This window comes from Mycobacteroides saopaulense (assembly GCF_001456355.1).
GTDB classification, from domain to species: Bacteria; Actinomycetota; Actinomycetes; order Mycobacteriales; family Mycobacteriaceae; genus Mycobacterium; species Mycobacterium saopaulense.
The window spans coordinates 134,063-156,700 of record NZ_CP010271.1 but is presented as its reverse complement, the minus strand read 5'-3'; the positions used below and the strand labels follow the sequence as shown (position 1 = coordinate 156,700).

Here is a 22,638-nt window from a genome sequence, read left to right as displayed (position 1 = left end):
GGTCGTCTTCGTATCGCCGTGACGGGGCCGCGGCGTTACCTAATTGGGATCTCAAATCGGATACAGAACGGCCGCTTCGAGGGTCCGGACGGGAACGGTCTAGGGACCTGTTGCCGGAAGCCCAGTGTACTGGGGAGTGTCCAGCTTGGGCATCGGCAGACCGCATCGGGCCAGTTCAAAGCGCGGCACACGGTCGATTCGGTACGTGGTGAACTCGTAGGAATGCAACAGGTTCGACGCGAAAAGACGAAGTGACAGCGGTTTGCGCACCGCGCTCAACATCGCGTCGGTCTGTGGGCACTTGAGCGCCTCGACCGCCTCGGCCACCCAGTCCTGGTCGATGTACCGGGGGATGTACGGATACCGCTTGAGCCAGGGGCCGTCGGCGATCATCCAGTCCGGGAAGAGGTTCTTGTCGTGACCGATACGCCCGTCGGTGATGCGCGCGGTGTGTGCGGCCAACGGGTTGGCCAGACCGATCTGATCCACGATCCGCACATCAAGACCCAGGTTCATGCCGAGCATGCCCAGGTTGGTGAACAGCACCGCGTGCGGGCCACGGTAGCCGTGCGGAATCGGTGGTGGTGGCGGGATGGCCGGCACGACATCCCACTGGTCGTAGTTCCCCGACGGGAGCAGCAGGGCGCCATCCGGGGTGTTGTCGATCGCGACCAGTACCGCCCGCATCCGTGGGTAGTTCAGGTAGTCCGCGGCGGTCAGCGGATGGGCCACGCCCGTCGCCTGCGCGTAGAAGCGCCGCTCATCGACGATGCCGCTGTAGGTGACCTTGGTGCCGTCACCGCCCATTCCCGGTGAATTCGCCACCCACACAGCCCAACCCACGATCCCGGCGAACAGTCCGATGGAGGCCGCGGTGAGCAGGCGCGCCTTCTTAGGAGTGAAAGCGGCGCTGTCCGGTGCGGCCAACGGCACCACCGAGATGGGGAGCAGCAGGCAGAAGACCGGGGTCAACAACACGCGCGCGTGCATGAAGTCCCCGCCCTGACGGATCCAGTACACGCCCTGGATGAATCCACTCGCGAGCATGAAAACTACTACCGCCGTGGGGTTTTGCACGAAGCGCGCCAGCCATCCGTAGCCGGGCGCCGCCACCTGACGCACCCACCACTGGCCGCGCCGGGCCTGGTAGGCACCCACCCCGAGAGCGATGAGCAGAATCGCAGGTATCCAGATCAGGTAGGGCGAGTTCATGTTCTGCAAGTAGACAAATCCCTGGCCCCACTTGGAACCCGAGGCGTCCTTGGCGATCGCGGTGCTGGGCACCAGCAGGCCGTAGTAGCCCATGCGGAAGATCTGGTACAGCACCGGCAATGCACCACCGGCCACCACAATCCACACGCGGCTGGTGAATCCGCGAGCGGCGATGAGCATCATGACCAGGAAACCGCCACCGATGAGCGCGAGCTCCGGCCGGATCAGCACGCTCAATCCCGCCAAGAAGGCCAGGCCGATCGTGAACCGCCTGCTGAGAACGTCCTTCTGGTCCTTCTGGCCGGCGTGGACGATCCGCGGGTCCACCGGCTGATGCGGGCCGCCGCGCCGATCGAGGGTCACCGGCGTGCGTACCGCCTGCGCCCAGATCACCATCATGAGCCACAGCCCGCCCAGATACGCCAGCACCAAACCGTTTTCGAGCCCGGAAGTCGCGAAGTCGCGGGCCGGCGGAATGGCGATGTACACCAGCATTCCGGCGGGAACCATGACTGCCGCGCGCCCGGCGAGCAGCGGCGCGTACAGCCGGGCAGTTCCGAGGATGGCCAGGGCGACACCGGCCAGGCTGAGCACCAACGACAAGGTCAGCGCCACGTATTCCAGGCGCAAGCCTCCCCCGGCCCAGCCGCCCAGGTAGGTCAGGTAGGTCCACACCGTGGAGGTGTTGGCCTCGACCCGTTCGCCCTTGTTGAACACGGGCCCATTGCCCGCCAGCAGATTTCGCACGGTGCGCAACACGATGAGCCCGTCATCGGCTATCCAGCGCCGCTGCCAGGCTCCCCAACCGAACAACACGGTCACGGTCAGGACGCTGACCCACACCGTGAAGCGGGTCAGCCCATTGCTAGGGCCCAGCGCCCGGGTCCGTTCAGGAGAAGTAGAAGGCCGCACCGAGGGATCCGATCCATGCGACGAAGAGGAACTGCAAGACCCTGTCACCCAGCGCGATCTCCTCGGGCTCACCGGCCTCGCCCCCGTCGACATCCACCGCGTAGCGCAATACGGCGATGGTGAACGGGATCATCGATGCCACGAACCAGGATCCGGCACGGTGGTCACGTTCAAAGGCCCACAGCCCGTAACAGACCACCACCGCCGTCGCCGCCAGCGTCCACACGAATCGCAAGTAGCTGGCGGTGTAGCCCTCAAGCGACTTGCGGATCTTGGCACCGGTCTTTTCCACGATCTGCAATTCGGCGTACCGCTTCCCTGCGGTCATCATGAGCGACCCGAAGGCCATGATGAGCAAGAACCACTGCGACAGATACACACCGGCCGCCACACCACCGGCGATCGCACGGATGAGGTACGCCGAGGACACGATGCAGATGTCGATGACCGGCTGGTGTTTCAGGCCGAAGCAGTAGCCCAGCTGGATCGCGATATAGATCGCGATGACGACGACAAGATTCGAATTGACCTGCGACGCGATGGCCAGGGACCCGGCGGCCAACACCACCGAAAGCCCATAGGCGGCCGGTACCGGCAATACCCCGGCGGCAATCGGTCGGAATCGCTTGGTGGGGTGCTGCCGATCGGCCTCGACGTCACGCGCGTCGTTGATCAGGTAGATCGACGAGGCCGCCATGCTGAACACCACGAAGGCGATCGCGACCTTGGCGAATACCGCGCGGTAGTCATGCGGTGCGATGTCACCGAGTGCTGCCAGCGGCGCCGCGAAAACCAGAATGTTCTTCACCCACTGGCGCGGGCGCACCGCCTTCACGATCCCCGAAGCGAGATTCTTCGGCGGGCCCGCGGTCGGAGCCTGGGGGTCCCTCCCGCTCACAGGCGCTTCCTCACTCATCGCTGCTCCTCCTTGAGCACTGCCAGGCGGGTATCGGCCCGACGAACGGCTGCACCGATCAGCGCACCAAGCGCGACGCCGGCCGCCACATCTGTGGGGTAGTGCACGCCAAGAACCAACCGCGACAACGCCATCGGCGGAATCAGCAGGGCGGGCAACGGCAGGCCGGTCAACGGCGCGAAGAGCACCGCCGCTGCCGCGGTCGAAGTGGCGTGCGACGACGGGAAACTCAGACGGCTCGGGGTACCGACGTTCACTCGGACCGCCTCGTGGCTCGGACGACGACGCCGCACCAGGCGTTTGATGATCACCGAGGCCGCGTGCGCGCCGAAAGCTCCGGCGCCCGCCGCCAGCCAGCTGCGCCGGCGAGGCTTGTCGACAGCCGCGCCGATCAGCGCGGCGGCCACCCAGCCGATGCTGTGCTCACCGAAGTGTGAGAGGCCGCGCGCGGTGCTGAGAACGCCCGGTCGCCCGGCGAGAGCCGCCTGCACGGCGACGAGGACGGCGGTCTCCCCCTGAGGTGCGGTGACCTCGCCCGGCAGCGGTACGTCCACCCCAAGCTGGGGGTCCTTTCCACGTGCGGGGGACTCCTCCGCGGTCACGCACTCACCCCGGGAACCGCCGCCTGAACGTCCGTGCCGATGCCAAGGATGTTCTCCCACTGCTCTTTACTGGTCAGCGTCGGCAGCGCGTTGCGGTAGGTCTTGCGCATCTTGTTGAAATTACGCATCAGCTGCAGGTGGCGGCGGGCCGACGCGCGCAGCAACTCGAACATCTTGGCGCGGTCACGCTGGCGGTACACCACTCCCCGCCCGTCGGCGGTGGTCACGGTGACGCCGTCGACACGGCACAGCAGGAACCAACGGGCATCTTGCGTCGCAACATTCAGCTCGGGGCGCACGTGATGCTCGGGATTCTCCTTCTTCAGCTGGTGAATCACGCCCCGCGAAAGGCGGAACCCGATGGCAGGCAAGGAGACCGGCGGCTTGTGGACCTTGCGCCGCCCGGACGGGGTAGGCAGTGAGGTGGCGGTCGGGAGCACCACGGCATCCGGGAACGCCTGGCGCATCTTGCGCACGTCGGGCAGTGCCGACTCCAGGATCGAGGCGATGTGCTCGGGCCCTGCCAGGAAGTCGTCGATGGCCTGGTTCTGGATGGCGACCGTGGAGTACTCCAAGCACAGTAAGTGCTTGAGGGTGGCCTTCACCGAGCTGGCCAGCAGACCGCGGATCGGGTTGTCCCAGTGCAGGGCAGCCACCACCAGTCGGTTTCGCAGGTGGAAGTAGGCCTGCCAGTCGATGGCGTCGTCCTTGTCGCTCCAGGCCATGTGCCAGATCGCGGTGCCCGGCATCGATGCCGTGCCGTAGCCGTGCTCGTTGGCGCGAAGCCCGTACTCGACGTCATCCCACTTGATGAACAGCGGCAACGGTTGCCCCAGTTCCTCTGCGACAGCGCGCGGGATCATGCACATCCACCAGCCGTTGAAGTCGACGTCGATGCGGCGGTGCAGCAGCTTGCTGCGGTCTTGTTCGATGTCGTCGAGCGCGAACTTGGCGAAGTCGTGGTCGTATTCGGCGAACGGCGCGTTGCTCCACATGAAGTTGTCGCGGTTGACCATCTCGCCCATCACATGGAGATGCGAGGGCTCCTGGAGGTTGAGCATCTGACCGCCGACAAGCATGGGCGACTTGGCAAATCGATTGAGCGCCAACGCCCGCAGGATCGAGTCCGGCTCGATGCGGATGTCGTCATCCATGTAGAGGATCTGCTCGCAGTCGGTGTTCTTGAGCGCCTCGTACATGACCCGGCTGTAGCCGCCCGAACCACCGAGGTTGGGCTGGTCATGCACCCGCAGCCGGCCCTCCAGCGGACCGGAGGCAGCCGCCCATTCCGGGTGGTCCTTGGCCTTGTTGGTGCCCTGGTCGGGAACGATGACGGCGGTGATCACCTTGTCCACCAAAGGATCCGAGGTAAGGGCCTTCAGCGCGTTCACGCAGTCGTTCGGCCGATTGAAGGTGGGTATTCCGACGGCAATGCTAGCCCGGCCGGGCGCGGCGGTCGGCGAGTACCAGCCCGCGTTGTGCAGCGTAACCTCGCTGTCCGTGGTGATGTCGAACCAGATCCAGCCACCATCCTCGAAGGCGTCCAGGCCGATCTCGAACTCGATCACGGCGTTGGCACCGCTGAACTGGGTGCCGCCCACGGTGATTCGCGCCCCGGTGGCCTTGGTGCGGTATACGTCGATACGGCCGGAGCCGGTCAGCTCGATGTGCAGCACCACGTTCTCCAGCGTGGACCAGCGTCGCCAATAGCTCGCCGGGAACGCGTTGAAGTAGGTGGCGAAGGACACCTCGGATTCCGAGCCGATCTCCAGCGAGGTACGGGTGGGCGGGTGCGCACGTCGGTCATTGGTGTCGGACTCGACGATGTAGAGCTTGCGCACGTCGAGAGGTTCACCGGGCCTGGGCATTATCACCCGGGACAGCAGGCTCACCGCGTGTGATTCGGTCGAATCGATGGGGCCGAATGGAATATCACTCATTGTCGTCACCTCCGGACAAGGGTGCACCGTCGGCCAGATGCGGCGCGAGCACGTTGTCGTACATGCTCAGCGCACTGGCGATCGCCATGTGCATGTCGAGATACTGATAGGTGCCCAGCCTGCCGCCGAACAGCACCTTCGCCGAAGCTGTTTCCTGCTTCGCGCGGGCACGGTAGGCGGCCAGGATGGAGCGATCGGATTCTGTGTTGATCGGGTAGTACGGCTCGTCGTTCCCCTCGGCAAACCGCGAGAACTCCCGCATGATCACGGTCTTGTCGGTCGGGTAGGCCCGCTCGGGATGGAAATGACGGAACTCGTGGATCCGGGTGTAGGGCACGTCGGCGTCGTTGTAATTCATCACCGGGGTGCCCTGGAAGTCTCCGGTCTCCAACACTTCGACCTCGAAATCCAGTGTGCGCCAGCCCAACCGGCCCTCTGCATAGTCGAAGTAGCGATCCAGCGGCCCGGTGTACACGACCGGGGCCGACGGATTAGCTCCGCGAAGATCGTCCCGGACCCCGAACCAATCGGTATCCAGACGCACCTCGATCCGGTCGTCGGCGGCCATGTTCTGCAGCCACGCGGTATACCCGTCGACGGGCAGACCCTCGTAGGTGTCGTTGAAGTACCGATTGTCGAAGGTGTAGCGCACCGGCAAGCGATTAATGACGGCAGCCGGTAAGTCCACGGGGTCGGTCTGCCACTGCTTGGCGGTGTAGGCCTTGACGAACGCTTCGTACAGGGGGCGCCCGATCAGTGAGATCGCCTTTTCCTCGAGGTTCGTGGCATCGGCGGTGGTGATCTCGGCGGCCTGCTCGGCGATGAGCGCGCGGGCCTCATCGGGGGTGAAGTACCGGCCGAAGAACTGCGACACCAAGCCCAGGCCCAGCGGGAATTGGTAAGACTGCCCCTTGTGCATCGCGAACACGCGGTGCTGGTACCCGGTGAACTCGGTGAACTGCCGCACGTAGTCCCAGACCCTCTTGTTGGAGGTGTGGAACAGATGGGCGCCGTACTTGTGCACCTCTATACCCGTCTGGGGCTCCGGCTCCGAGTAAGCATTGCCGCCGATGTGGTGGCGGCGCTCGACGACCAGCACTCGCTTGTTCAGTTGAGTCGCGGCGCGCTCGGCGATGGTGAGGCCGAAAAACCCAGATCCGACGACGATCAGGTCGAACTGCTGGTTTTCTCCGCTGTCTGCTCTTCGCGCAAGCGGCTCATCGGCGGTCACGTGCAGTCAGGGTACTGGACCGGCACCGCAAGCCCCTGACAGCGACATCCGGCCCGGGACGAACGAGTACGCCGGTGTTCGCAGATACGGATCCGGTCGCGATTAGCTCACGATTTGATTTCGTCCCATTAGTCACACCCGTAACTCTGGTTACCATCGAATGCGTCGGTTCCGGTGCCGATCCGCCGATCCGACACCCACGGGAAATCTCGTGGGAAGAACAGCAAGACCAGCAAAAACACAGAACACCATAAGTGATCGACCCGATATTGAGGAGACTTCCGTGCCTAATCGTCGCCGCCGCCGGCTTTCGACAGCCTTGAGCTCGGTCGCCGCGCTGGCCGTCGCAAGTCCGTTTGCCATCGCCCTCGCGACCAACATGACCCAGGCCGCCGCACCGGCGCCTTCACAGCAGGAATTCGTGCAGGCCGCGATCGTGTCGGACCTGCCCGGAGAGGTCATGGGCGCAGTCCAGCAGATGACGTCACAGTTCGGCGTGCAGATTCCCGGGCTGTCCGGCCTCAACATCCCCGGTTTGGGCGGTGGCGGCCTCGGCAGTCTGGGCGGCACCAACCCGGCGCTCGCCCCCGGTGGTCTCACCACGCCGGGTGGCCTGACCAGCCCTTCGACGTCACTGACCAACCCCGCACTGACCAACCCGGGCCTCACCAGCCCCAGCGGGTCCACCACACCGGGTCTTACCGATCCGGCGCTGACCAATCCCGGCCTGACCAACCCGGCCGCTCCCGCCAGCACCCCGGGACTGACTCCTGCCGCGGGCACCGGTGCGACGGGCGTGAACCCGGCGTTGACCGATCCGGCCGCCGGGCTCACCTCCCCCGGCGGTGAAGTCCCGATCACGCCGAACCCCGCACTGGGCACCGGCCTGACCAATCCGGCTCTGGCCGATCCCTCGCTGGCGGGCCTCGGCTCGCCTAGCGCCCTCGGCGGTGGCAGCGGACTGGGCGGCGGCAACAGCCTGATCAGCGATGCCATGGGTGCGGTCAACCAGCTGGGCATCACCCAGGCGGTTGACCTGATCAAGGGCGCCATCCCGGCTGCCGCCTCCGCGGCGGCTCCGCCTCCGGCCGGCTAGTCCGACCACACAAAGCTAGGTAGCGAAACGGCACCGCAGGGCACAGAGGCTCTGCGGTGTCGTTGCGTGTGATCCACCCGTCACACACCAAGATCAATATTCGACGCGTGTCGAATCACTAGTCACATTTGTCTCATACGTAACATTCCTGGTGGTCGTGTCGCTCCGTGCGGCGCGTCCGGTGTGATCCAGGGAGAGACGACGTGCCCATACGAGTCAGCAAGATGCCAGTCAAACGGCAGCTTGCGCTGGCCGTTGCCGCGACCGCGACGGTGATGACCGTCAGCGTGGTCGATCACATCAAGTCCGAGCAGGCCGAAGAAACTGCCATCACCTCGCAGTCACTACAGAATGCCGCGACCCATGACGTCCTGACCGCTGAGGTCGGGCTGCCCGGTCCGAACACTCCGGCCACCGTGCACGACATCCAGCAGGCCGACTCCTTCAGCCTCGTCGCCGTGCGCGGCGAGGACCTCGCATCCGTCGACGTGTCCGTGCGGGCACAGCAGACCGATGGCAGCTGGGGACGATGGTACGAGCTCGACCCCGTCGAATCCGGCGATCCGACCGCCGAGCACAAGGGGATCCCTGCGGCGACCGAGCCGGTCTTCGTCGGTTCCACCCACTCCGCACAGATCGCAGTGCAGCCGAAGTACGGCACTAACGTGAAGCCGCCCCAGGCCGAGGGTGGCCGAACACCGGCCGACCCCGGATTGGGTTATCGGCCCGCGAGCATCGAGCAGCCGCTGACCACAGGGCTCGACGCCATCCTGATCAGCCCCAAACTGGCGCCACCCGACGGGGCGCGATTCGAGGAACGCTGGTCTGCACCGGTGGCACTGCCTCAAGCAGGGCCGCGGATCATCACCCGCGCCCAGTGGGGCGCCAACGAATCAGACCGCTGCCCAGCGGTTTACAACAGAGATGTACGTGCGGGCGTGGTCCACCACACCGCCGGAAGCAACAACTACACGCCCTACGATTCCGCCGCGATCATCCGGGCCATCTACGCCTACCACACCAAAACCCTCAAGTGGTGCGACATCGCCTACAACGTCCTGGTGGACAAGTACGGACAGATCTTCGAGGGGCGCTTCGGCGGTATCACCAACAATGTGCAGGGCGCACACACCGGCGGATTCAACGAACACAGCTGGGGCCTCGCACTGATCGGCGACTTCACCCGCGACGAACCCTCCCCCGCCATGCTGCAATCCGCCGGTCGCATGCTGGGCTGGCGCCTGCGGCTCGCCGGGGTGGATCCGCGCGGACAAGTGGACCTGGCTTCCGAGGGCGGGCCCTTCACCACCGTGCCCGGCGGGAAAGTCGTCACGCTCCCAACAATCTTCACCCACCGCGACGTCGGTAACACCGAATGCCCCGGTGAGGCCGCATACCGTCTGATGCCCCGGTTGCGCGATATCGCTGCCGGCGCGGCCAACGGCGATCCGCCCGATCTGGTCGATGCGATGCGCGGCGGCGCCATCTACGACACCTGGATGCGGCTCGGCAGCACGGACGGTTCCCTCGGCGCACCCACCTCGACCGAGCAGCAGGCGCTCGGCGACGCACGCTTTGCCACCTTCCGCAACGGCGCGATGTACTTCTCGCCCGGAACCGGTACCCACCCCGTCGTCGGCGCGATCTATCACGCCTGGGCCGAAACAGATTTCGAACGTGGACCGCTGGGCCTGCCGGTGACCGACGAGGTTGGCGAACCGAACATCATCGTGCAGAACTTCCAGAACGGCTCGTTGATCTATGACCGGGCCAGCGGCCGGGTGTCGAGCGTGATCAACGGAGAAACCCGCGAGATCCTGGGGGTGGCGCCGGTGGCGCAGAATGCCTTGCCCGAGCAGTTCTCTGCCCCGGCAGCTCCCGCGGCGCCTCCCCCGCCCGCACCGGCTCCGCCTCCCCCACCGCCCCCGGTCGAACAGTTCGCACCCGCAGGCTAGCGCTCCGCGAGAAGCAGCGTCTCAGCCCCACCAGCGTTCGAGAACCTTGGCCACGCCGTCGTCGTTGTTGGTGGCGGTCACCTCATTGGCGGCGGCACGCGCATCCGGGTGCGCGTTGCCCATCGCCACCCCATGCCCCGCCCAGCGCAGCATGTCTACGTCGTTGGGCATGTCACCGAAGGCGATGATCGATTCCGGTTGCACACCAGCACGTTCCGCTACTACTGCGATACCGCTGGCCTTGCTGATTCCGGTCGGCATCACCTCGATGAGCCCGTTGTCCGTGGAATAGGTGATGGCCGCACCCGCCTCGCGCACCAGTGGCGCCAGGACCTTGGCCATCTCCGAACTGTGGGCTCCGGCCTTGCGCACCAACAGCTTCACCGCGGGAAAGCTCAGCAGATCCTCCAGGGACACCTCGGTGTTGTCCGGGTTCAGCCAGGCGTGTTCATAGCCGGGTGAGCTGACGAACTGGGGTGTTGCCGCGTCGTGCGCGCTGCGGCCGACCCGCTCCACCGCAAGCCCGACCCCCGGAATGGCCGCCTGCGCCACCTCGGCGAGCACGGCCAGCTCCTGCGCCCCGAGCGTGGCCGCCGAGATGATCCGGTCGCTGTCCGCGTCGTACAGAACGGATCCATTGGCACACACCGAGATCGGCGCGAAACCGAGGGCGTCGACGATAGGGGTGATCCACCGAGGCGGACGGCCGGTGGCGAGGATGAACCCCGCGCCGGACTCGACCGCGGCGGTGATGACCGCACGGGTACGCGCGGACAGGACCTCATCGGAATCGATCAGCGTCCCGTCCACATCGGAGGCGATCAGGGCGGGAGAGTTCATGCGCGCCCCGGATCTGTCTTCTTGTGGGCCTTCTTACGGGCACGTTCGGCCAGTTCCGCACGGTCCAGCACAGCGGCCTCCTCTGGTGTGGGAGCACTACCGCCCAAACGCCTCGGCAACCAGTACGCACCCGGCTCACCGGGATAGTCCTGCTGCGCCTGGGTGAGCAGTTGCTCCATGGCGTCGTGTAATTCGGCCGTGGTGCGCTCGAAATCCGCAGAGCTGCGCAGCGGTGCGCCGACCACGACATTCACCGGAATCTTGGCGTGGCCCAAATCTTTTGGATGATCCTTGGTCCAGATGCGCTGGGCACCCCAGACGATGAGCGGCACGATCGGTACTCCCGCCTCATCAGCCATCCGCGCTGCCCCGCTCTTGAACTCCTTGATCTCGAAACTGCGGCTGATGGTCGCCTCCGGATACACCCCGACGATCTCGCCACCGCGCAGGCTCTCGACCGCGGCCTCGTAGGCGCCATGGCCCGCGCTGCGGTCCACGGGAATCGCCTTGGCGTGTTTGATCAGGAAGTTCATGACCGGGACTTCTTGCATCTCTGCCTTGAGCATGAACCGCAACCTCCGTCCCGCGCGTACTGTCGCCAGACCTGCGGGGAGGAAGTCGACGTAACTCGTGTGGTTGATCGCTATGACCGCGCCACCGCTGGATGGGACCTGCTCCAGACCTCGATATCTGATCGTCGTCCCCGTGAGGAAGACCGCCGTACGGGCTGTGATTTCGAGGAGTCGGTAAACCGGTTCCATCTAGTTTTCTTTCTGTGCCCCATCCTTTTGGGACTGCTTTTCGGCCTCGCGCGCGGCGCGCTGTGCCTTGCGCTCGGCAGCGTCCTGAGCATCCCACTGCGCGGCCTCGGCCAGGGTCGGCGCGGACCCACCCAGCCGATGCGGCACCCAGTACTCACCGGCCGGGTGCGGGCCGTAATCGTCCTGCACCTCCAGCAGCAGGTGCTGCATGCGGGCATGCAGCAGCGCGGTGAGCTCCGAGACGGGCAGCGTCGGCGGGATGGGTGCACCCACCGCGATCGAGATCGGCGTATTGGTGCGCCCAAGGTTCTTGGGGTGCCCCTTGGTCCAGATGCGCTGAGCGCCCCAGATGATGTGCGGGACGATCGGCACGCCGGCCTCGATCGCCATCCGTGCGGCGCCGCTCTTGAACTCCTTGATCTCGAAGCTGCGGCTGATGGTCGCCTCCGGGTACACCCCGACGAGTTCACCCGCCTTGAGCTTCTCGACCGCCTCGCTATAGGAGGCGGCACCGTCGACGCGGTCCACCGAGATATGCCGACACCCCCGCATGATGGGGCCGGTGATCTTGTTGTCGAAGGTTTCCTTCTTCGCCATGAACCGCACCTTGCGCCCCTTCTTCTGAAGGAACGCCGGCAGCCCGGCGAAGGTGAAATCCATGTAGCCGGTGTGGTTGATCGCCACCACCGCGCCGCCCTCGGTCGGCAGGTTCTCAACACCGGTGACGGTGAATTTCAGGCCCTGAATGGCCCAGACGGTGCGGGCAAGCCCGATCACCGTTCCATAGACAGGCTCCACGTGACGAGCCTAGCGCTGGAGGTCCAGCTTGCACACTCGATACCCTCCTAGCGCTGCACGCCACCACCACCGTCGGCGACGATCACCTGCCCGGTGATGAAGGAACCGGCGTCGGACAGCAGCAACAGAGCCGGGCCGATCATCTCGTCGGTGTGTGCCACGCGGCCCATGAAGGACTGCGCGGCCATCGCGTCGATGATCTCCTGCGGGTTCTGCTGGAGCATGTAGGTGTCGACGGTGCCGGGTGCCAGTGCATTCACCCGGATGCCGCGCCCGGTGTACTCAGCGGCCATCGACCGGGTGAACGACATCAGCGTGGCCTTCATCGCCGCGTACATCGAGAGCATCGGCACGTACTGGAATGCCGCCACGGACACCACGTTGAGCACCGACGCGTGCTCGCTGGCGCTCAGATGCGGCAGCGCGGCCTGCACCAGGAACACCGGCCCGCGCACGTTGACGTCGAACGACTTGCCCAGCGCCTCCGGGGTGTAGCTGCCCATGGGCTGCGCGACCGGATTGGCCGCCGCGTTGACGACGATGTCGACGCCCCCGAACTCGTCGACCGTGCTGGCCACCAAGGCATCGATATCGCCGAGATCGCCCATATGGGCGGGCACACCGAGCGACCGATATCCCTTGTCCTGGAGTTCCTTCGCCGCGGCGGTGCAGGCGTCTGCCTTGCGACTCGACACCACCACCGATGCCCCGCAGGCACCGAGGGCTTCGGCGATCGCATAGCCGATTCCCCGAGTACCGCCGGTGACGATGGCGGTACGGCCCGACAAGTCGTAGAGCGCTTGAAAGTCGTTGAGGTTCACCTCCGGCACGCTACTCGCCAGCCCACGACGGGCAGACTGGACCGGTGACGATTCCGACCGGACCGGGGAACATCCCCGAGATCGTGGCCCGCCTCGCCTCCGGCCGACCGATACTGCCGGTGTGGGACAACGAAATCGGCGGTCACACGTTTCAAATCGGCACCGGGATCGCCCGCGAATTCGTGAAGGTGACGGCGCCGCACCCCGCGATCGACCTGCGCGCCGAGGCCGAGAAACTCACCTGGGCGGGTCGCTACACGACGGTTCCCGCCGTGCTGGACGTCAACACCGAGGGCTCGCTGCACTGGCTGCACACCGCCGGAATCCGCGGCGATAGTGCGGTGGCGCCGCGCTGGGTCGAGGACCCCGGACGCGCGGTCCGCGCCATCGGGTCCGGGCTGCGGGCGCTGCATGACCGGCTGCCGGTCGATAGGTGTCCGTTCAGCTGGTCGGTCGCCGACCGGGTGGCGCGAATCTCGGCACCGGGCGGGCTCGTGGAGCACCCGCCGATCGATCGCCTGGTGGTGTGTCACGGCGATGCCTGCGCTCCCAACACCCTGCTCGATGACGGCGGGACATGGTGTGGGCACGTGGACTTCGGCGACCTGGGAGTTGCCGATCGCTGGGCTGACCTGGCGGTCGCCAGCTGGTCACTGCAATGGAACTACGGCGAGGGCTGGGACGCTACGTTCTTCGAGGCGTACGGGGTGGCCCACGACCCTGAGCGCATGGCCTACTACCGACGACTGTGGGACGCCGAAGACTAGAACCGGCCACCGGGCAAACGTCCGTACTCTGGATCGCATGCGCAGATCTATCCGCCGGGCCCTACTACTGGTCGCACTCGTCACGACCCTTGTGGTGGTGGCGGGCGGCGCCCTCGGTTACTACCGTTCCCGCACCACAAGCCCGGAATTTCCTGTTGTCGACACCTCAGCGTTGTCGCCCGGGCGCGCCGCTGTGGTACGAATCCTGGAACAGGAGTACGCCACGCAGGCCGGGATGATCAAGTACTCCGAGGGCAACGACGAGCCGTGGTGTGCCGACTTCACCAGTTGGGTGATGCGCGAGTCCGGCAAGCCGTTCTCCAACCCCAATTCCGGAAACTGGCGCATTCCCGGGGTGCTGACGCTGACCGCGTATCTCAAGGACGCGGGGCGCTACGAGACCCCCGATTACGCGCCAAAGCCCGGCGACATGGTGCTGTACGACCAACCGAGTCCCAAGGGTCAGCACGTCAACATCGTGCTCGTCAACGACAACGGCACCCTGACCACCGTCGGCGGCGGCGAGGGGCGCGGTGTGGGCTTGTCGACCTACGTGGCCGCCGAGGACCCGGGTATCACCGGATACGGGCGCTACGAGTGATCAGGGCGCGACCGAGCGCAGCATCACCGGCGCATCGGCGCGTTGTAAGTGACGCAGGAACTGTGACATCGCCGGTGAGACAACCGCATCCGCACGACGGATGAACACCGTTTCAACCCGGGCGTGTGATGTCGGCAGCGGATGCATCCGTAACAACGAGGCCCGCTGCGAAGCCGTGACCACTCCCACCGGCAGCAGGGTCACACCCATATCGGCCGCGACACAGCCAAGGATTCCCTCGAGGCTGCCGAACTCGAGGACCTGCGGTTCGACGGTGCCGTGGTCGACGAAGATCTCATGCAGCCGGGCCCGATACGCGCACCCGTGCCGAAAGACAAGCATCCGCCCAAGGGTGCCGAGAACGTCTCGGATGTCCGTATGTCGCTGAGCTGTGACCAGGGCCAGCTCTTCTACGAACGCTAAATCCGTTGTGAGAGATCCATGTTCGACGGGACCACAGACGAATCCACCGTCGAGCCGATGATCGATCACCATGTCGGTCAGCTCGGCGGTGGTGCCGGTGCTGAGTGTGAAGTCCACCCGCGGACACGCCGCGGCATATGCCGCCAGGATGCCGGGTAGCCGTAGACCAGCCGTGGTTTCCATGGACCCGATCGCCAGTGTCCCGGTGGGCTCGGCCTCATCGCCGACCACCTGCGCGGCTTCTCGCAACAGCGCCCTGATCCGCTCCGCGTACGGCAGGAATGCCTCCCCGGCGTTGGTCAGGGTCACGCCCCGAGCATGTCGCCGAAACAACTCGACGCCGAGTTCGTCTTCCAACGCCTTGATGTGAGCGCTGACATTCGACTGCACGGTGTGCAGCCGCTTCGAGGCATGAGATATACCGCCGGCCTCGGCAACCGCGAGGAAGTGCGTGATATCACTGAGCTCCATACCTGGAGTCAATCATGCGCTTGCGATGGCAGGCACCGCCAACTCGCCGGTGACGTACTGTGCCTTGCCAAAGCCGAAAGACCAATCCTGCGGCCCGTTTTCGCTAACTGCCACGAATAAGTCCGCTCCCGCGACGCCGACCGCCTCAAGTCTGTTCGCCAGCTCGGAGAAGACCCGCTGCTTGGTCTGCGCCGTGCGGCCGCCCTGGGTGAAGATGTGCACGATCACCACCTGCGAGCGCGTGAATCCCAGTCCCGCATCCTCGGCGATGATGTCGGCCGGGTCGTGTGCGGTGATGATCTGGAAGCGGTCTCGCTCGGGAATCTTCAGGACCGCGACCAGCCCGCCATGCACGGCATCGGCGATGGCGCGCCGCTCTGCACGGGACCGGTCCGAGGTGAGGTCGATACGCACTAGTGGCATGTGTTGACTCCTTGATGTGTCGGGCTGATTGCGGCTGCCTGGATCACCATGGAATGGACGATGTCCGCGGCAGTCTCTATCTGTCGTATCCGCCCGATGCCCTCGCCCACGATCAGATTCGCGACGCGGTAATCCTCAGCCGTCACCCCGATCTCGTAACCGGACCGGGCCTGGTCGAGGTGGGCGACGAGCTCGTTCTCGTGGTCGTGCCACGTGTCGACGAAGTCGTTGCGCAGCACCCGCCCGCTGTACGTGCGCGGCCAGCTCTTGCCACGCACGATGTCGTAGACGTGTTGACGGATGGTCATGTCGCCGTTGACCCGAAGGGCGTATTGCTGGGCAGCCGGGGAGATCGCGGCTTCGTGCGCCGCCCAGAACCGGGTCCCGACCAGCACCCCGTCGGCCCCGAGGGCGAGCGATGCCGCCAGGCCGCGGCCATCGGTCACTCCACCGGCCGCCAGCACCAGGACCTGCGGCGCGGTGCTCGCCACCAGGTCGGCGATCTCGGGCACCAGGGTGAATGTCGATCGTTGCCCTTCGCCGTGTCCGCCTGCTTCTCCTCCTTGAGCGGCAATGACATCGGCACCCACCTCAACGGCCCGTAGTGCCTGCCGGACGTTGTGCACCTGGCAGATCAGCGGGACACCGGCGGCGCGGATGCGCGGTGCGTAGGGCGCGGGATCTCCGAAGGACAGAAAGATCGCGGCGGGGTTTCGTTCCAGCGCGTGGTCCAGGGCCTGCTCGTTTCCCTTCAGCGTCCAGGTAATGAATCCGCATCCGACCGCAGCTGTCACCCGGTCGAATTGATCACGGATCCAGGTCTGGTCCGCGTAGCCGCCGCCGAGCAATCCGAGCCCACCCGCAGCGCTGACAGCGCTCGCGAGGCATGCATCGGCCACGTTGTCCATCGGTGCCAGAACCACCGGATGCTCGATGCCGAAGCGGTCGGTCAGCCGCGTCTTCAAGGTCATGCCTCAACCGTAGGATCTCAAGAAACCGCAGGTCCAACGGTTTCTAACGATAGAAGCGTTCTGTTTTTCAGAACGTTTGACGCGACATATCTCATCAGTAGAGAACGCGATATCCCGATACCATCGACGAGTGATCCTGCGTCAGATCGCGATCAATCGTGAAAAGCAGCCAGATGCTTGGTATTTGAAGATTCCCGCGATAGCCCACATCGCGACCGCGCCCGTGCGATTGACCACCGGTGTCACCGTGATCGTCGGGGAGAACGGCTCGGGCAAGTCGACCTTCCTGGAAGCGCTGGCATCCTCTTGGCGCTGGAAACTTCCTGCCGCCGTAAGGCATTGGGGCGCACGATCCAGTGACGAAGACACCGACCTGCACTGGACGTTCACCCTCGACGCCGAGCATCCACGCCCCAGCGGAGGGTGCTTCCTGCGCGCCGAGGCGATGCATCAGCTGTTCACCACAGTCGACGGACACACCCCGGAACAGATCTTCGACGGCAGACTGAACGAGCGCTCGCATGGCGAGTCCTTCCTGGCATTCCTGGCCGAACGCGACATGGAACGCGGGCTGTTCATCCTCGATGAACCCGAGGCCGCACTGTCCTTCACCTCGTCGCTGCAGTTGATGGCCATGCTCGACAGTGTGGTGGCCACCGGTTCGCAGGTCATCATGGCCACCCACTCGCCGGTGCTGGCGGCATTCCCGGGCGCCACCATTCTTGAGTTCGGTGACGACGGTGTGCAGCAACGGGATTGGGCAGACTTGGAGATGGTCGGGCATTGGCAGCGCTTCCTGACCGATCCGCGCGCCTATCTACGGCACCTATTCGAGGCCTAATGAACGGACTACGCTGCGCGGCAATTGGTTCGGTGTCGGCGATCGCCTTGAGTCCGATGGCCGCCGTTCTGGTGGCCATCGTCTATCGATTCCCTATCCCGTTGACGGGCTACGAGAGCGGCTTGGACGCCGCCTGGCCCGCGGTGGTGGGCGCGGTGTTCTATCTGGTCTTGGGCGGATTCCTGGTGGTCGGCGGCTTGGGCGCCATCGCGGGGTGGGCCGCGGCGCGGCTGCATCCGGATCGGGCTGTCGCGCTCACGATGATCGCCGCTGCGGTGATCGCCGTGCTAGGCGCGCTTTCCCTCGCCGTGCTCGAGTACTTCATCGGGCATTGGTGATCGGCCGGACTGTGCCGCCATCCGCCGGGTAAGGCCCTCCAGAATCCGTGCCGCCTCGGCCAGGGTGCGCTGCTCGCCGGCGGGCAGCGTGCTCAGCCACGGATCCAGAACGCCCTGCCGCTCGGCACGCATGGCCGCCAGCGCCTCACGGCCGGCGACGGTCAGCTTGATACGTTGCGCCCGCTTGTCGGCCGGATCGACGCGGCGCTCGACGTACCCGACATCCTGCAACCGCTTCAACTGCACGGTCATGGTGGGCTGGCTGCAGTGGTCAGCCTGCGCCAGATCCGAGATCCGCGCGTCCTCCATCTCCCCGACGAGGGCAAGTAGTCGCGCCTGCCCGGTGGGTACCGGCAGTTCGGCGTGACTGGATACCCAGCGGTTGAGCCGCGCGATCACGGTCAGAACATCGGCGGTGAGGCCATCGGTGGGGGACACACTCCCAACTTTACGTAGGTTCCCTATACAAGGGGATTTCGGCGCATAAACAGCGGACCTACGCGCCCGACCGCGCTTTTGGCTACCGAAATCGCAGCTCGATAGGCTGGGGGCCATGCGAGTCACCAGCGTCGGCCATGCCGGATTCTTCATCGAGACGGCGGCGGGCAGCATCCTCTGCGACCCCTGGGTCAACCCGGCGTACTTCGCTTCGTGGTTCCCGTTCCCCGATAACAGCACCCTGGACTGGGACCGGTTTGGAAACTGCGATTACCTCTACGTCTCGCATCTGCACAAGGACCACTACGACCCGAAGAACCTCACCGAACACGTCAACAAGGACGCGGTGGTGCTGCTGCCGGACTACCCGGTGCCCGATCTAAAGCGTGAGCTCCAGGGACTGGGCTTCCACACCTTCGTGGAGACCGAGGACTCGGTGAAGCATCGGGTGAGCGGCCCCAAGGGCGAGCTGGACATCATGATCATCGCGCTGCGGGCCCCCGCCGACGGGCCCATCGGCGACTCCGGGCTGGTGGTCTCCGACGGCACCACCACCGCTTTCAACATGAACGACGCCCGCCCCGTCGACCTGGATGTCCTGGCCCAAGAATTCGGGCATGTCGACGTGCACATGCTGCAGTACTCGGGGGCCATCTGGTATCCGATGGTCTATGACATGCCCGCCCGCGCCAAGGAGTCCTTCGGCACCCAGAAGCGGCAACGCGGAATGGACAGGTGCCGTCAGTACATCGCGCAGGTGGGCGCCACCTGGGTGATCCCCTCCGCGGGGCCGCCATGTTTCCTGGACGCAGAGTTGCGCGACCTCAACGACGACCATGGCGATCCGGCCAACATCTTCCCGGACCAGCTGGTGTTCCTGGACCAGATGCGCCAGCACGGCCACGACAAGGGCCTGCTGATGATCCCCGGCACCGTCGCCGATTTCACGGGTTCCGAATTGAATTCGTTGACACATCCGGTTTCTGACGAGGAAGCCGAACACATCTTCGGCGCCGGCAAGGCCGCCTACATCGAGGAATACGCCCAACGGATGGCCCCCGTGCTGGCCGCCGAAAAGGCCTCTTGGGCGCCCGCCGAGGGCGAACCACTCCTGGGACCACTGCGCGCCAAATTCGAGCCGATCATGGCGCAAACCGATCAGATCTGCGACGGCATCGGCTATCCCGTCGAGCTGCGCATGGGAGACGAGACGGTGGCACTCGATTTTCCGAAACGCATTGTCCGTGAACCGATTCCCAATGAGAAGTTCCGCTACGGATTCGGAATCGCGCCCGAACTGGTGCGGACGGTGCTGCGGGATGACGAGCCGGACTGGGTGAACACCATCTTCTTGTCCACCCGATTCAAGGCCTGGCGTGTCGGTGGTTACAACGAATATCTGTACACCTTCTTCAAATGTCTTACCGACGAGCGCATCGCCTACGCCGACGGCTGGTTCGCCGAGGCTCACGACGACAGTGCCTCGATCACGCTGGCCGGCTGGGAGATCCAGCGCCGGTGCCCGCATCTGAAGGCCGACCTGTCGAAATTCGGTGTGGTGGAAGGGAAAACCCTCACCTGCAACCTGCATGGTTGGGACTGGAACCTGGAGAACGGGCGTTGCCTGACCTCCAAGGGCCACGAGCTGCGGTCCAGGAAGCTGGACTAGCGCACCATCAGCTCGAACATCGGAATCACCCTTCCGATGCGGGACTGGTAGTCACCGAAGAACCCGTATTTGGTCACCAGCGCCGGAAAAATCACATCACGCTCGGCCGAATCCAGCTCGCGCACAATGGCATCGTAGACATCCGGCACCATCTCGACGGTCACCGCAGGGTTGGCGCGCACGTTGAACACCCACGACGGCGGTCGTTCCTGCCCGCCGTTGGATCCCACGACGAAGATGCGGCCCTCGTGTTCGAAATACCCTAGAGGCGTCAGCCGCTCGATTCCCGACTTGGCACCGGTGATCGTCACGATGAGCACCGGCATCTCATCGTCGGACACCCCAGGCAGCTTGCCACCGTTCTCCCGGAGCAGGCGGATCATCCGGTTATTGTGCTTTTGCACATCGCTTTCAGAAAGTTCCCGGTAGGTATCCGAGGTCACGCCTTCGGTCATGCCCCGACGCTAGCGCGCACCGGGAAAGTCTGCCTCCATGCGTCCCGCCTAGTGGACGGTGCGTACCCGCTGCCGCAGCTCGGACACCGCATCGGACTCGGTGTTGTACACACGCACCACGGCCTCGTCGCCGGCCTGCAGGTAGGTGGATTCGCCCAACGGCGTGTACTTGGTCGCTCCGATGCCGATCAGCACATGCTGTGGGTGTCCGGCGGCCACCATGAGCGCTCCCACATCCTCCAACGGCGTTTCCGGCGAGCCCTTTTGGTTGTCCAGCCGCTCGGTAATCCAGTCCAGCAGCACTTCTCCGTAATAGGAGTATCCGAGCAGCGGACTATCCACGCCGTACTCGTGCTCCTGACCGTCCGCGGTGTGCAGGTGACAGTTCAGCCGCAGGGTCGCGGTGGGGCCGTCCGGGGTGAGATCGCTGACCTCAAAAAACTGTCGCGCAACACCTTTGGACGCCGGACCCCAGTTCTTCTTGTGACTGATCTTGGCGGCGTTGGGCCGCCGGATCGAGCAGTCGTTGAAGGCACCCAGCGCGAACGGCTCCAGCGAGGCTACGACATCACCGCGCCAGTGCACCTTGCACGCCAACCCCACCTCGGGTTCGATCTGCAGATTCAACGGCGTGTCGCTCTCGGGTAGCACCGTCTCGTCCTGCGAGAGCGGAAACTGCCCCAGGAAGCCGTCGTCGCCGGGTGCGTACCACGGGAATATCCCCTTGGGCGCAATGCCTTCCGAGGCTACATTCACGAAATCCGCAGATTCCCCCGCCTGTTCGAGATGGCCTGCGAAGTTCCCCGCCACCCCGAATCCGAACCAGGTACGCAGCTCATCGAGGTCGACATCGAGCATCTTGCTCATTTGGGCTCCAACACTTCGGTTCCGACGAAGGGCACCAGCGCCGCGGGCACTCGGACGCTGCCATCGGGCAGCTGGTGATTCTCCAGAATCGCCACCAGCCAGCGGGTGGTGGCGAGGGTGCCATTGAGAGTCGCGGCGGTCTGCGGCTTGCCGTTCTCGTCCCGGTAACGCACCGCCAGCCGTCGCGCCTGGAAGGTGGTGCAGTTGGAGGTGGAGGTGAGCTCGCGGTAAGCCTGCTGCGTGGGCACCCATGCCTCGCAGTCGAACTTGCGCGCCGCCGATGAACCCAAATCGCCTGCGGCGACGTCGATCACGCGGTACGGCACGTCGATGTGGGCCAGCATTTGCCTCTCCCAGCCCAGAATCTTGTCGTGCTCGGTCTCGGCATCCTCGGGCTTGCAGTAGACGAACGCCTCCACCTTGTCGAACTGGTGCACCCGAATGATGCCGCGGGTGTCCTTGCCGTAACTGCCCGCCTCGCGGCGGAAGCAGCTGGACCATCCGGCATACCGCAGCGGCCCCTCGCTCAAGTCGAGAATCTCACCGGAGTGATACCCGGCGATCGGCACCTCCGAGGTACCCACCAGGTACAGGTCATCCTCTTCGAGGTGGTACACCTCATCAGCATGCGCGCCCAAAAACCCTGTGCCGCCCATGATTTCAGGCTTTACCAGGACCGGCGGGATCAGCAGGGTGAAGCCGTTGGCCACCGCGGTCTGCACGGCCAACTGCAGCAGACCAAGCTGAAGCAGCGCCCCGTAGCCGGTGAGGAAGTAGAACCGCGCACCGGAGACCTTCGCGCCGCGCTCCATATCGAACAGGCCTAGCGACTCACCCAATTCCACATGGTCTCGGGGGTTTTCGATGGCCGCGGGCTCGCCGACCAGCTCGCGGAGCGCGAAATCCTGCTCGCCACCGGCGGGGACTCCGTCGATTACCACATTGCTGATCGCCTTGTGCGCCTCGGTGAACGCGGCCTCGGTGACCACCTGCTCGGCCTCGGCGGCTTTCACCTGCGCCGCGAGTTCGGAAGCGGCAGCCAGTAGCGCCGGGCGCTCCTCCGGTGTCGCCTGGCCGACCTTCTTACTGGCGCCCTTCTGTTCGGCACGCAACGTGTCGGCCGTGGATATGGCGGCCCGGCGTGCTGTGTCGGCGTCCAGCAGCACGTCGACGAGTGCCGGATCCTCGCCACGCAGGCGCTGCGAGGCACGCACCGCGTCAGGATTCTCGCGCAGGAATTTCAGGTCGATCACCAGCAGCACCCTACTGGGGTTTGTTGTCGCACCCGCG

The 22,638-nt window shown here is 65.1% G+C and carries 23 protein-coding genes; 7 read left to right on the top strand and 16 right to left on the bottom strand.

From position 1 onward, the window contains the following. Window positions 1–99 precede the first annotated feature (99 nt). The 5 genes from zomB to glf are packed head-to-tail and all read right to left on the bottom strand — an operon-like array spanning window position 100 to window position 6,813. Window positions 100–2,088 (bottom strand): flagellar motor control protein ZomB, encoded by a 1,989-nt coding sequence (zomB, locus tag MYCSP_RS00815; RefSeq protein WP_088415341.1) that lies wholly within the window; start codon window positions 2,086–2,088, stop codon window positions 100–102. A gap of 13 nt (window positions 2,089–2,101) precedes the next feature. Beyond that, window positions 2,102–3,040 (bottom strand): decaprenyl-phosphate phosphoribosyltransferase, encoded by a 939-nt coding sequence (locus MYCSP_RS00810; protein WP_070912157.1) that lies wholly within the window; start codon window positions 3,038–3,040, stop codon window positions 2,102–2,104. Further along, window positions 3,037–3,594, bottom strand: coding sequence for a phosphatase PAP2 family protein (locus tag MYCSP_RS00805; protein ID WP_070912464.1), 558 nt, complete (start codon window positions 3,592–3,594; stop codon window positions 3,037–3,039). The genes MYCSP_RS00810 and MYCSP_RS00805 overlap by 4 nt, the downstream gene beginning before the upstream one ends. A 44-nt stretch (window positions 3,595–3,638) precedes the next feature. Then, window positions 3,639–5,582 carry a glycosyltransferase gene (locus tag MYCSP_RS00800; protein ID WP_070912156.1) on the bottom strand — a complete coding sequence of 648 codons (1,944 nt, stop codon included), beginning with the start codon at window positions 5,580–5,582 and terminating at the stop codon, window positions 3,639–3,641. After that, window positions 5,575–6,813, bottom strand: coding sequence for a UDP-galactopyranose mutase (gene glf / locus MYCSP_RS00795; protein WP_088413014.1), 1,239 nt, complete (start codon window positions 6,811–6,813; stop codon window positions 5,575–5,577). Before glf ends, MYCSP_RS00800 begins: the two co-directional genes overlap by 8 nt. Window positions 6,814–7,096: 283 nt before the next feature. Here glf and MYCSP_RS00790 point away from each other — a divergent pair, with 283 nt between their 5' ends. Both MYCSP_RS00790 and MYCSP_RS00785 read left to right on the top strand, forming a co-directional pair. Beyond that, window positions 7,097–7,909 carry a hypothetical protein gene (locus MYCSP_RS00790; protein WP_070912154.1) on the top strand — a complete coding sequence of 271 codons (813 nt, stop codon included), beginning with the start codon at window positions 7,097–7,099 and terminating at the stop codon, window positions 7,907–7,909. A 224-nt stretch (window positions 7,910–8,133) separates the two neighbouring features. Further along, window positions 8,134–9,864, top strand: a complete 1,731-nt coding sequence (locus MYCSP_RS00785) for an N-acetylmuramoyl-L-alanine amidase (protein WP_407661576.1) — start codon at window positions 8,134–8,136, stop codon at window positions 9,862–9,864. 21 nt (window positions 9,865–9,885) lie between these two features. Here the strand turns inward: MYCSP_RS00785 and MYCSP_RS00780 are convergent, their stop codons facing one another. The 4 genes from MYCSP_RS00780 to MYCSP_RS00765 are packed head-to-tail and all read right to left on the bottom strand — an operon-like array spanning window position 9,886 to window position 13,084. Beyond that, entirely contained in the window at window positions 9,886–10,704 is an 819-nt protein-coding gene (locus MYCSP_RS00780; protein ID WP_070912152.1) for a Cof-type HAD-IIB family hydrolase, read from the bottom strand. Beyond that, window positions 10,701–11,465 carry a lysophospholipid acyltransferase family protein gene (locus MYCSP_RS00775; RefSeq protein ID WP_070912151.1) on the bottom strand — a complete coding sequence of 255 codons (765 nt, stop codon included), beginning with the start codon at window positions 11,463–11,465 and terminating at the stop codon, window positions 10,701–10,703. Before MYCSP_RS00775 ends, MYCSP_RS00780 begins: the two co-directional genes overlap by 4 nt. Further along, on the bottom strand, window positions 11,466–12,263 hold the full coding sequence (locus tag MYCSP_RS00770) for a lysophospholipid acyltransferase family protein (RefSeq protein ID WP_070912150.1): 798 nt from the start codon (window positions 12,261–12,263) through the stop codon (window positions 11,466–11,468). 47 nt (window positions 12,264–12,310) lie between these two features. After that, window positions 12,311–13,084 carry an SDR family NAD(P)-dependent oxidoreductase gene (locus MYCSP_RS00765; RefSeq protein ID WP_070912463.1) on the bottom strand — a complete coding sequence of 258 codons (774 nt, stop codon included), beginning with the start codon at window positions 13,082–13,084 and terminating at the stop codon, window positions 12,311–12,313. Window positions 13,085–13,128: 44 nt separating this feature from the next. Between MYCSP_RS00765 and MYCSP_RS00760 the strand changes: the two genes are divergently transcribed. Together MYCSP_RS00760 and MYCSP_RS00755 are read left to right on the top strand one after the other, a co-directional pair. Further along, complete coding sequence (locus MYCSP_RS00760; RefSeq protein WP_088413013.1) at window positions 13,129–13,851, top strand: aminoglycoside 3'-phosphotransferase; 723 nt, start codon at window positions 13,129–13,131, stop codon at window positions 13,849–13,851. Between the two features lie 37 nt (window positions 13,852–13,888). Then, window positions 13,889–14,452 carry a CHAP domain-containing protein gene (locus tag MYCSP_RS00755; RefSeq protein ID WP_070912148.1) on the top strand — a complete coding sequence of 188 codons (564 nt, stop codon included), beginning with the start codon at window positions 13,889–13,891 and terminating at the stop codon, window positions 14,450–14,452. Here MYCSP_RS00755 and MYCSP_RS00750 read toward each other — a convergent pair whose 3' ends face one another. Genes MYCSP_RS00750 through MYCSP_RS00740 form a run of 3 tightly spaced genes read right to left on the bottom strand, consistent with a single transcriptional unit; the run spans window position 14,453 to window position 16,740 of the window. Beyond that, window positions 14,453–15,346, bottom strand: coding sequence for a LysR family transcriptional regulator (locus tag MYCSP_RS00750; RefSeq protein ID WP_070912147.1), 894 nt, complete (start codon window positions 15,344–15,346; stop codon window positions 14,453–14,455). A gap of 12 nt (window positions 15,347–15,358) precedes the next feature. After that, complete coding sequence (locus MYCSP_RS00745; RefSeq protein WP_070912146.1) at window positions 15,359–15,769, bottom strand: tautomerase family protein; 411 nt, start codon at window positions 15,767–15,769, stop codon at window positions 15,359–15,361. Further along, the gene (locus MYCSP_RS00740; RefSeq protein ID WP_083019947.1) at window positions 15,760–16,740 is read right to left on the bottom strand and encodes an NAD(P)H-dependent flavin oxidoreductase; all 981 of its coding nucleotides are present in this window, start codon (window positions 16,738–16,740) and stop codon (window positions 15,760–15,762) included. The genes MYCSP_RS00745 and MYCSP_RS00740 overlap by 10 nt, the downstream gene beginning before the upstream one ends. Before the next feature lie 130 nt (window positions 16,741–16,870). On the opposite strand from MYCSP_RS00740, the gene MYCSP_RS00735 reads away from it, so the two are divergent. Then, complete coding sequence (locus MYCSP_RS00735; RefSeq protein WP_070912144.1) at window positions 16,871–17,581, top strand: AAA family ATPase; 711 nt, start codon at window positions 16,871–16,873, stop codon at window positions 17,579–17,581. Beyond that, the gene (locus tag MYCSP_RS00730) at window positions 17,581–17,919 is read left to right on the top strand and encodes a hypothetical protein (protein ID WP_070912143.1); all 339 of its coding nucleotides are present in this window, start codon (window positions 17,581–17,583) and stop codon (window positions 17,917–17,919) included. Before MYCSP_RS00735 ends, MYCSP_RS00730 begins: the two co-directional genes overlap by 1 nt. Here the strand turns inward: MYCSP_RS00730 and MYCSP_RS00725 are convergent. Next, on the bottom strand, window positions 17,869–18,357 hold the full coding sequence (locus tag MYCSP_RS00725; protein ID WP_070912142.1) for a MarR family winged helix-turn-helix transcriptional regulator: 489 nt from the start codon (window positions 18,355–18,357) through the stop codon (window positions 17,869–17,871). The two genes, MYCSP_RS00730 and MYCSP_RS00725, sit on opposite strands and share 51 nt — an antisense overlap. A 115-nt stretch (window positions 18,358–18,472) precedes the next feature. On the opposite strand from MYCSP_RS00725, the gene MYCSP_RS00720 reads away from it, so the two are divergent. Next, window positions 18,473–20,026 (top strand): MBL fold metallo-hydrolase, encoded by a 1,554-nt coding sequence (locus tag MYCSP_RS00720; protein WP_088413012.1) that lies wholly within the window; start codon window positions 18,473–18,475, stop codon window positions 20,024–20,026. Here the strand turns inward: MYCSP_RS00720 and MYCSP_RS00715 are convergent. The 3 genes from MYCSP_RS00715 to serS are packed head-to-tail and all read right to left on the bottom strand — an operon-like array spanning window position 20,023 to window position 22,601. Then, window positions 20,023–20,481 carry a nitroreductase family deazaflavin-dependent oxidoreductase gene (locus MYCSP_RS00715; protein ID WP_083019942.1) on the bottom strand — a complete coding sequence of 153 codons (459 nt, stop codon included), beginning with the start codon at window positions 20,479–20,481 and terminating at the stop codon, window positions 20,023–20,025. The genes MYCSP_RS00720 and MYCSP_RS00715 overlap by 4 nt on opposite strands. A 48-nt stretch (window positions 20,482–20,529) precedes the next feature. Beyond that, window positions 20,530–21,339, bottom strand: a complete 810-nt coding sequence (locus MYCSP_RS00710; protein ID WP_162266292.1) for a DUF5718 family protein — start codon at window positions 21,337–21,339, stop codon at window positions 20,530–20,532. 5 nt (window positions 21,340–21,344) lie between these two features. Continuing rightward, window positions 21,345–22,601, bottom strand: coding sequence for a serine--tRNA ligase (gene serS, locus MYCSP_RS00705; protein WP_083019951.1), 1,257 nt, complete (start codon window positions 22,599–22,601; stop codon window positions 21,345–21,347). Window positions 22,602–22,638: the final 37 nt, after the last annotated feature.

What these genes read in the sequence shown, in the direction of transcription:
- MYCSP_RS00730 (WP_070912143.1), top strand. Translation starts at nt 17,581, where the DNA reads ATGAACGGACTACGCTGCGCGGCAATTGGTTCGGTGTCGGCGATCGCC.
- MYCSP_RS00720 (WP_088413012.1), top strand. Translation starts at nt 18,473, where the DNA reads ATGCGAGTCACCAGCGTCGGCCATGCCGGATTCTTCATCGAGACGGCG.
- MYCSP_RS00785 (WP_407661576.1), top strand. Translation starts at nt 8,134, where the DNA reads ATGCCAGTCAAACGGCAGCTTGCGCTGGCCGTTGCCGCGACCGCGACG.
- MYCSP_RS00780 (WP_070912152.1), bottom strand. Translation starts at nt 10,704, where the DNA reads ATGAACTCTCCCGCCCTGATCGCCTCCGATGTGGACGGGACGCTGATC.
- MYCSP_RS00715 (WP_083019942.1), bottom strand. Translation starts at nt 20,481, where the DNA reads ATGACCGAAGGCGTGACCTCGGATACCTACCGGGAACTTTCTGAAAGC.
- MYCSP_RS00740 (WP_083019947.1), bottom strand. Translation starts at nt 16,740, where the DNA reads ATGACCTTGAAGACGCGGCTGACCGACCGCTTCGGCATCGAGCATCCG.
- MYCSP_RS00750 (WP_070912147.1), bottom strand. Translation starts at nt 15,346, where the DNA reads ATGGAGCTCAGTGATATCACGCACTTCCTCGCGGTTGCCGAGGCCGGC.
- MYCSP_RS00810 (WP_070912157.1), bottom strand. Translation starts at nt 3,040, where the DNA reads ATGAGTGAGGAAGCGCCTGTGAGCGGGAGGGACCCCCAGGCTCCGACC.
- MYCSP_RS00775 (WP_070912151.1), bottom strand. Translation starts at nt 11,465, where the DNA reads ATGGAACCGGTTTACCGACTCCTCGAAATCACAGCCCGTACGGCGGTC.
- MYCSP_RS00800 (WP_070912156.1), bottom strand. Translation starts at nt 5,582, where the DNA reads ATGAGTGATATTCCATTCGGCCCCATCGATTCGACCGAATCACACGCG.
- MYCSP_RS00710 (WP_162266292.1), bottom strand. Translation starts at nt 21,339, where the DNA reads ATGCTCGATGTCGACCTCGATGAGCTGCGTACCTGGTTCGGATTCGGG.
- MYCSP_RS00755 (WP_070912148.1), top strand. Translation starts at nt 13,889, where the DNA reads ATGCGCAGATCTATCCGCCGGGCCCTACTACTGGTCGCACTCGTCACG.
- MYCSP_RS00745 (WP_070912146.1), bottom strand. Translation starts at nt 15,769, where the DNA reads ATGCCACTAGTGCGTATCGACCTCACCTCGGACCGGTCCCGTGCAGAG.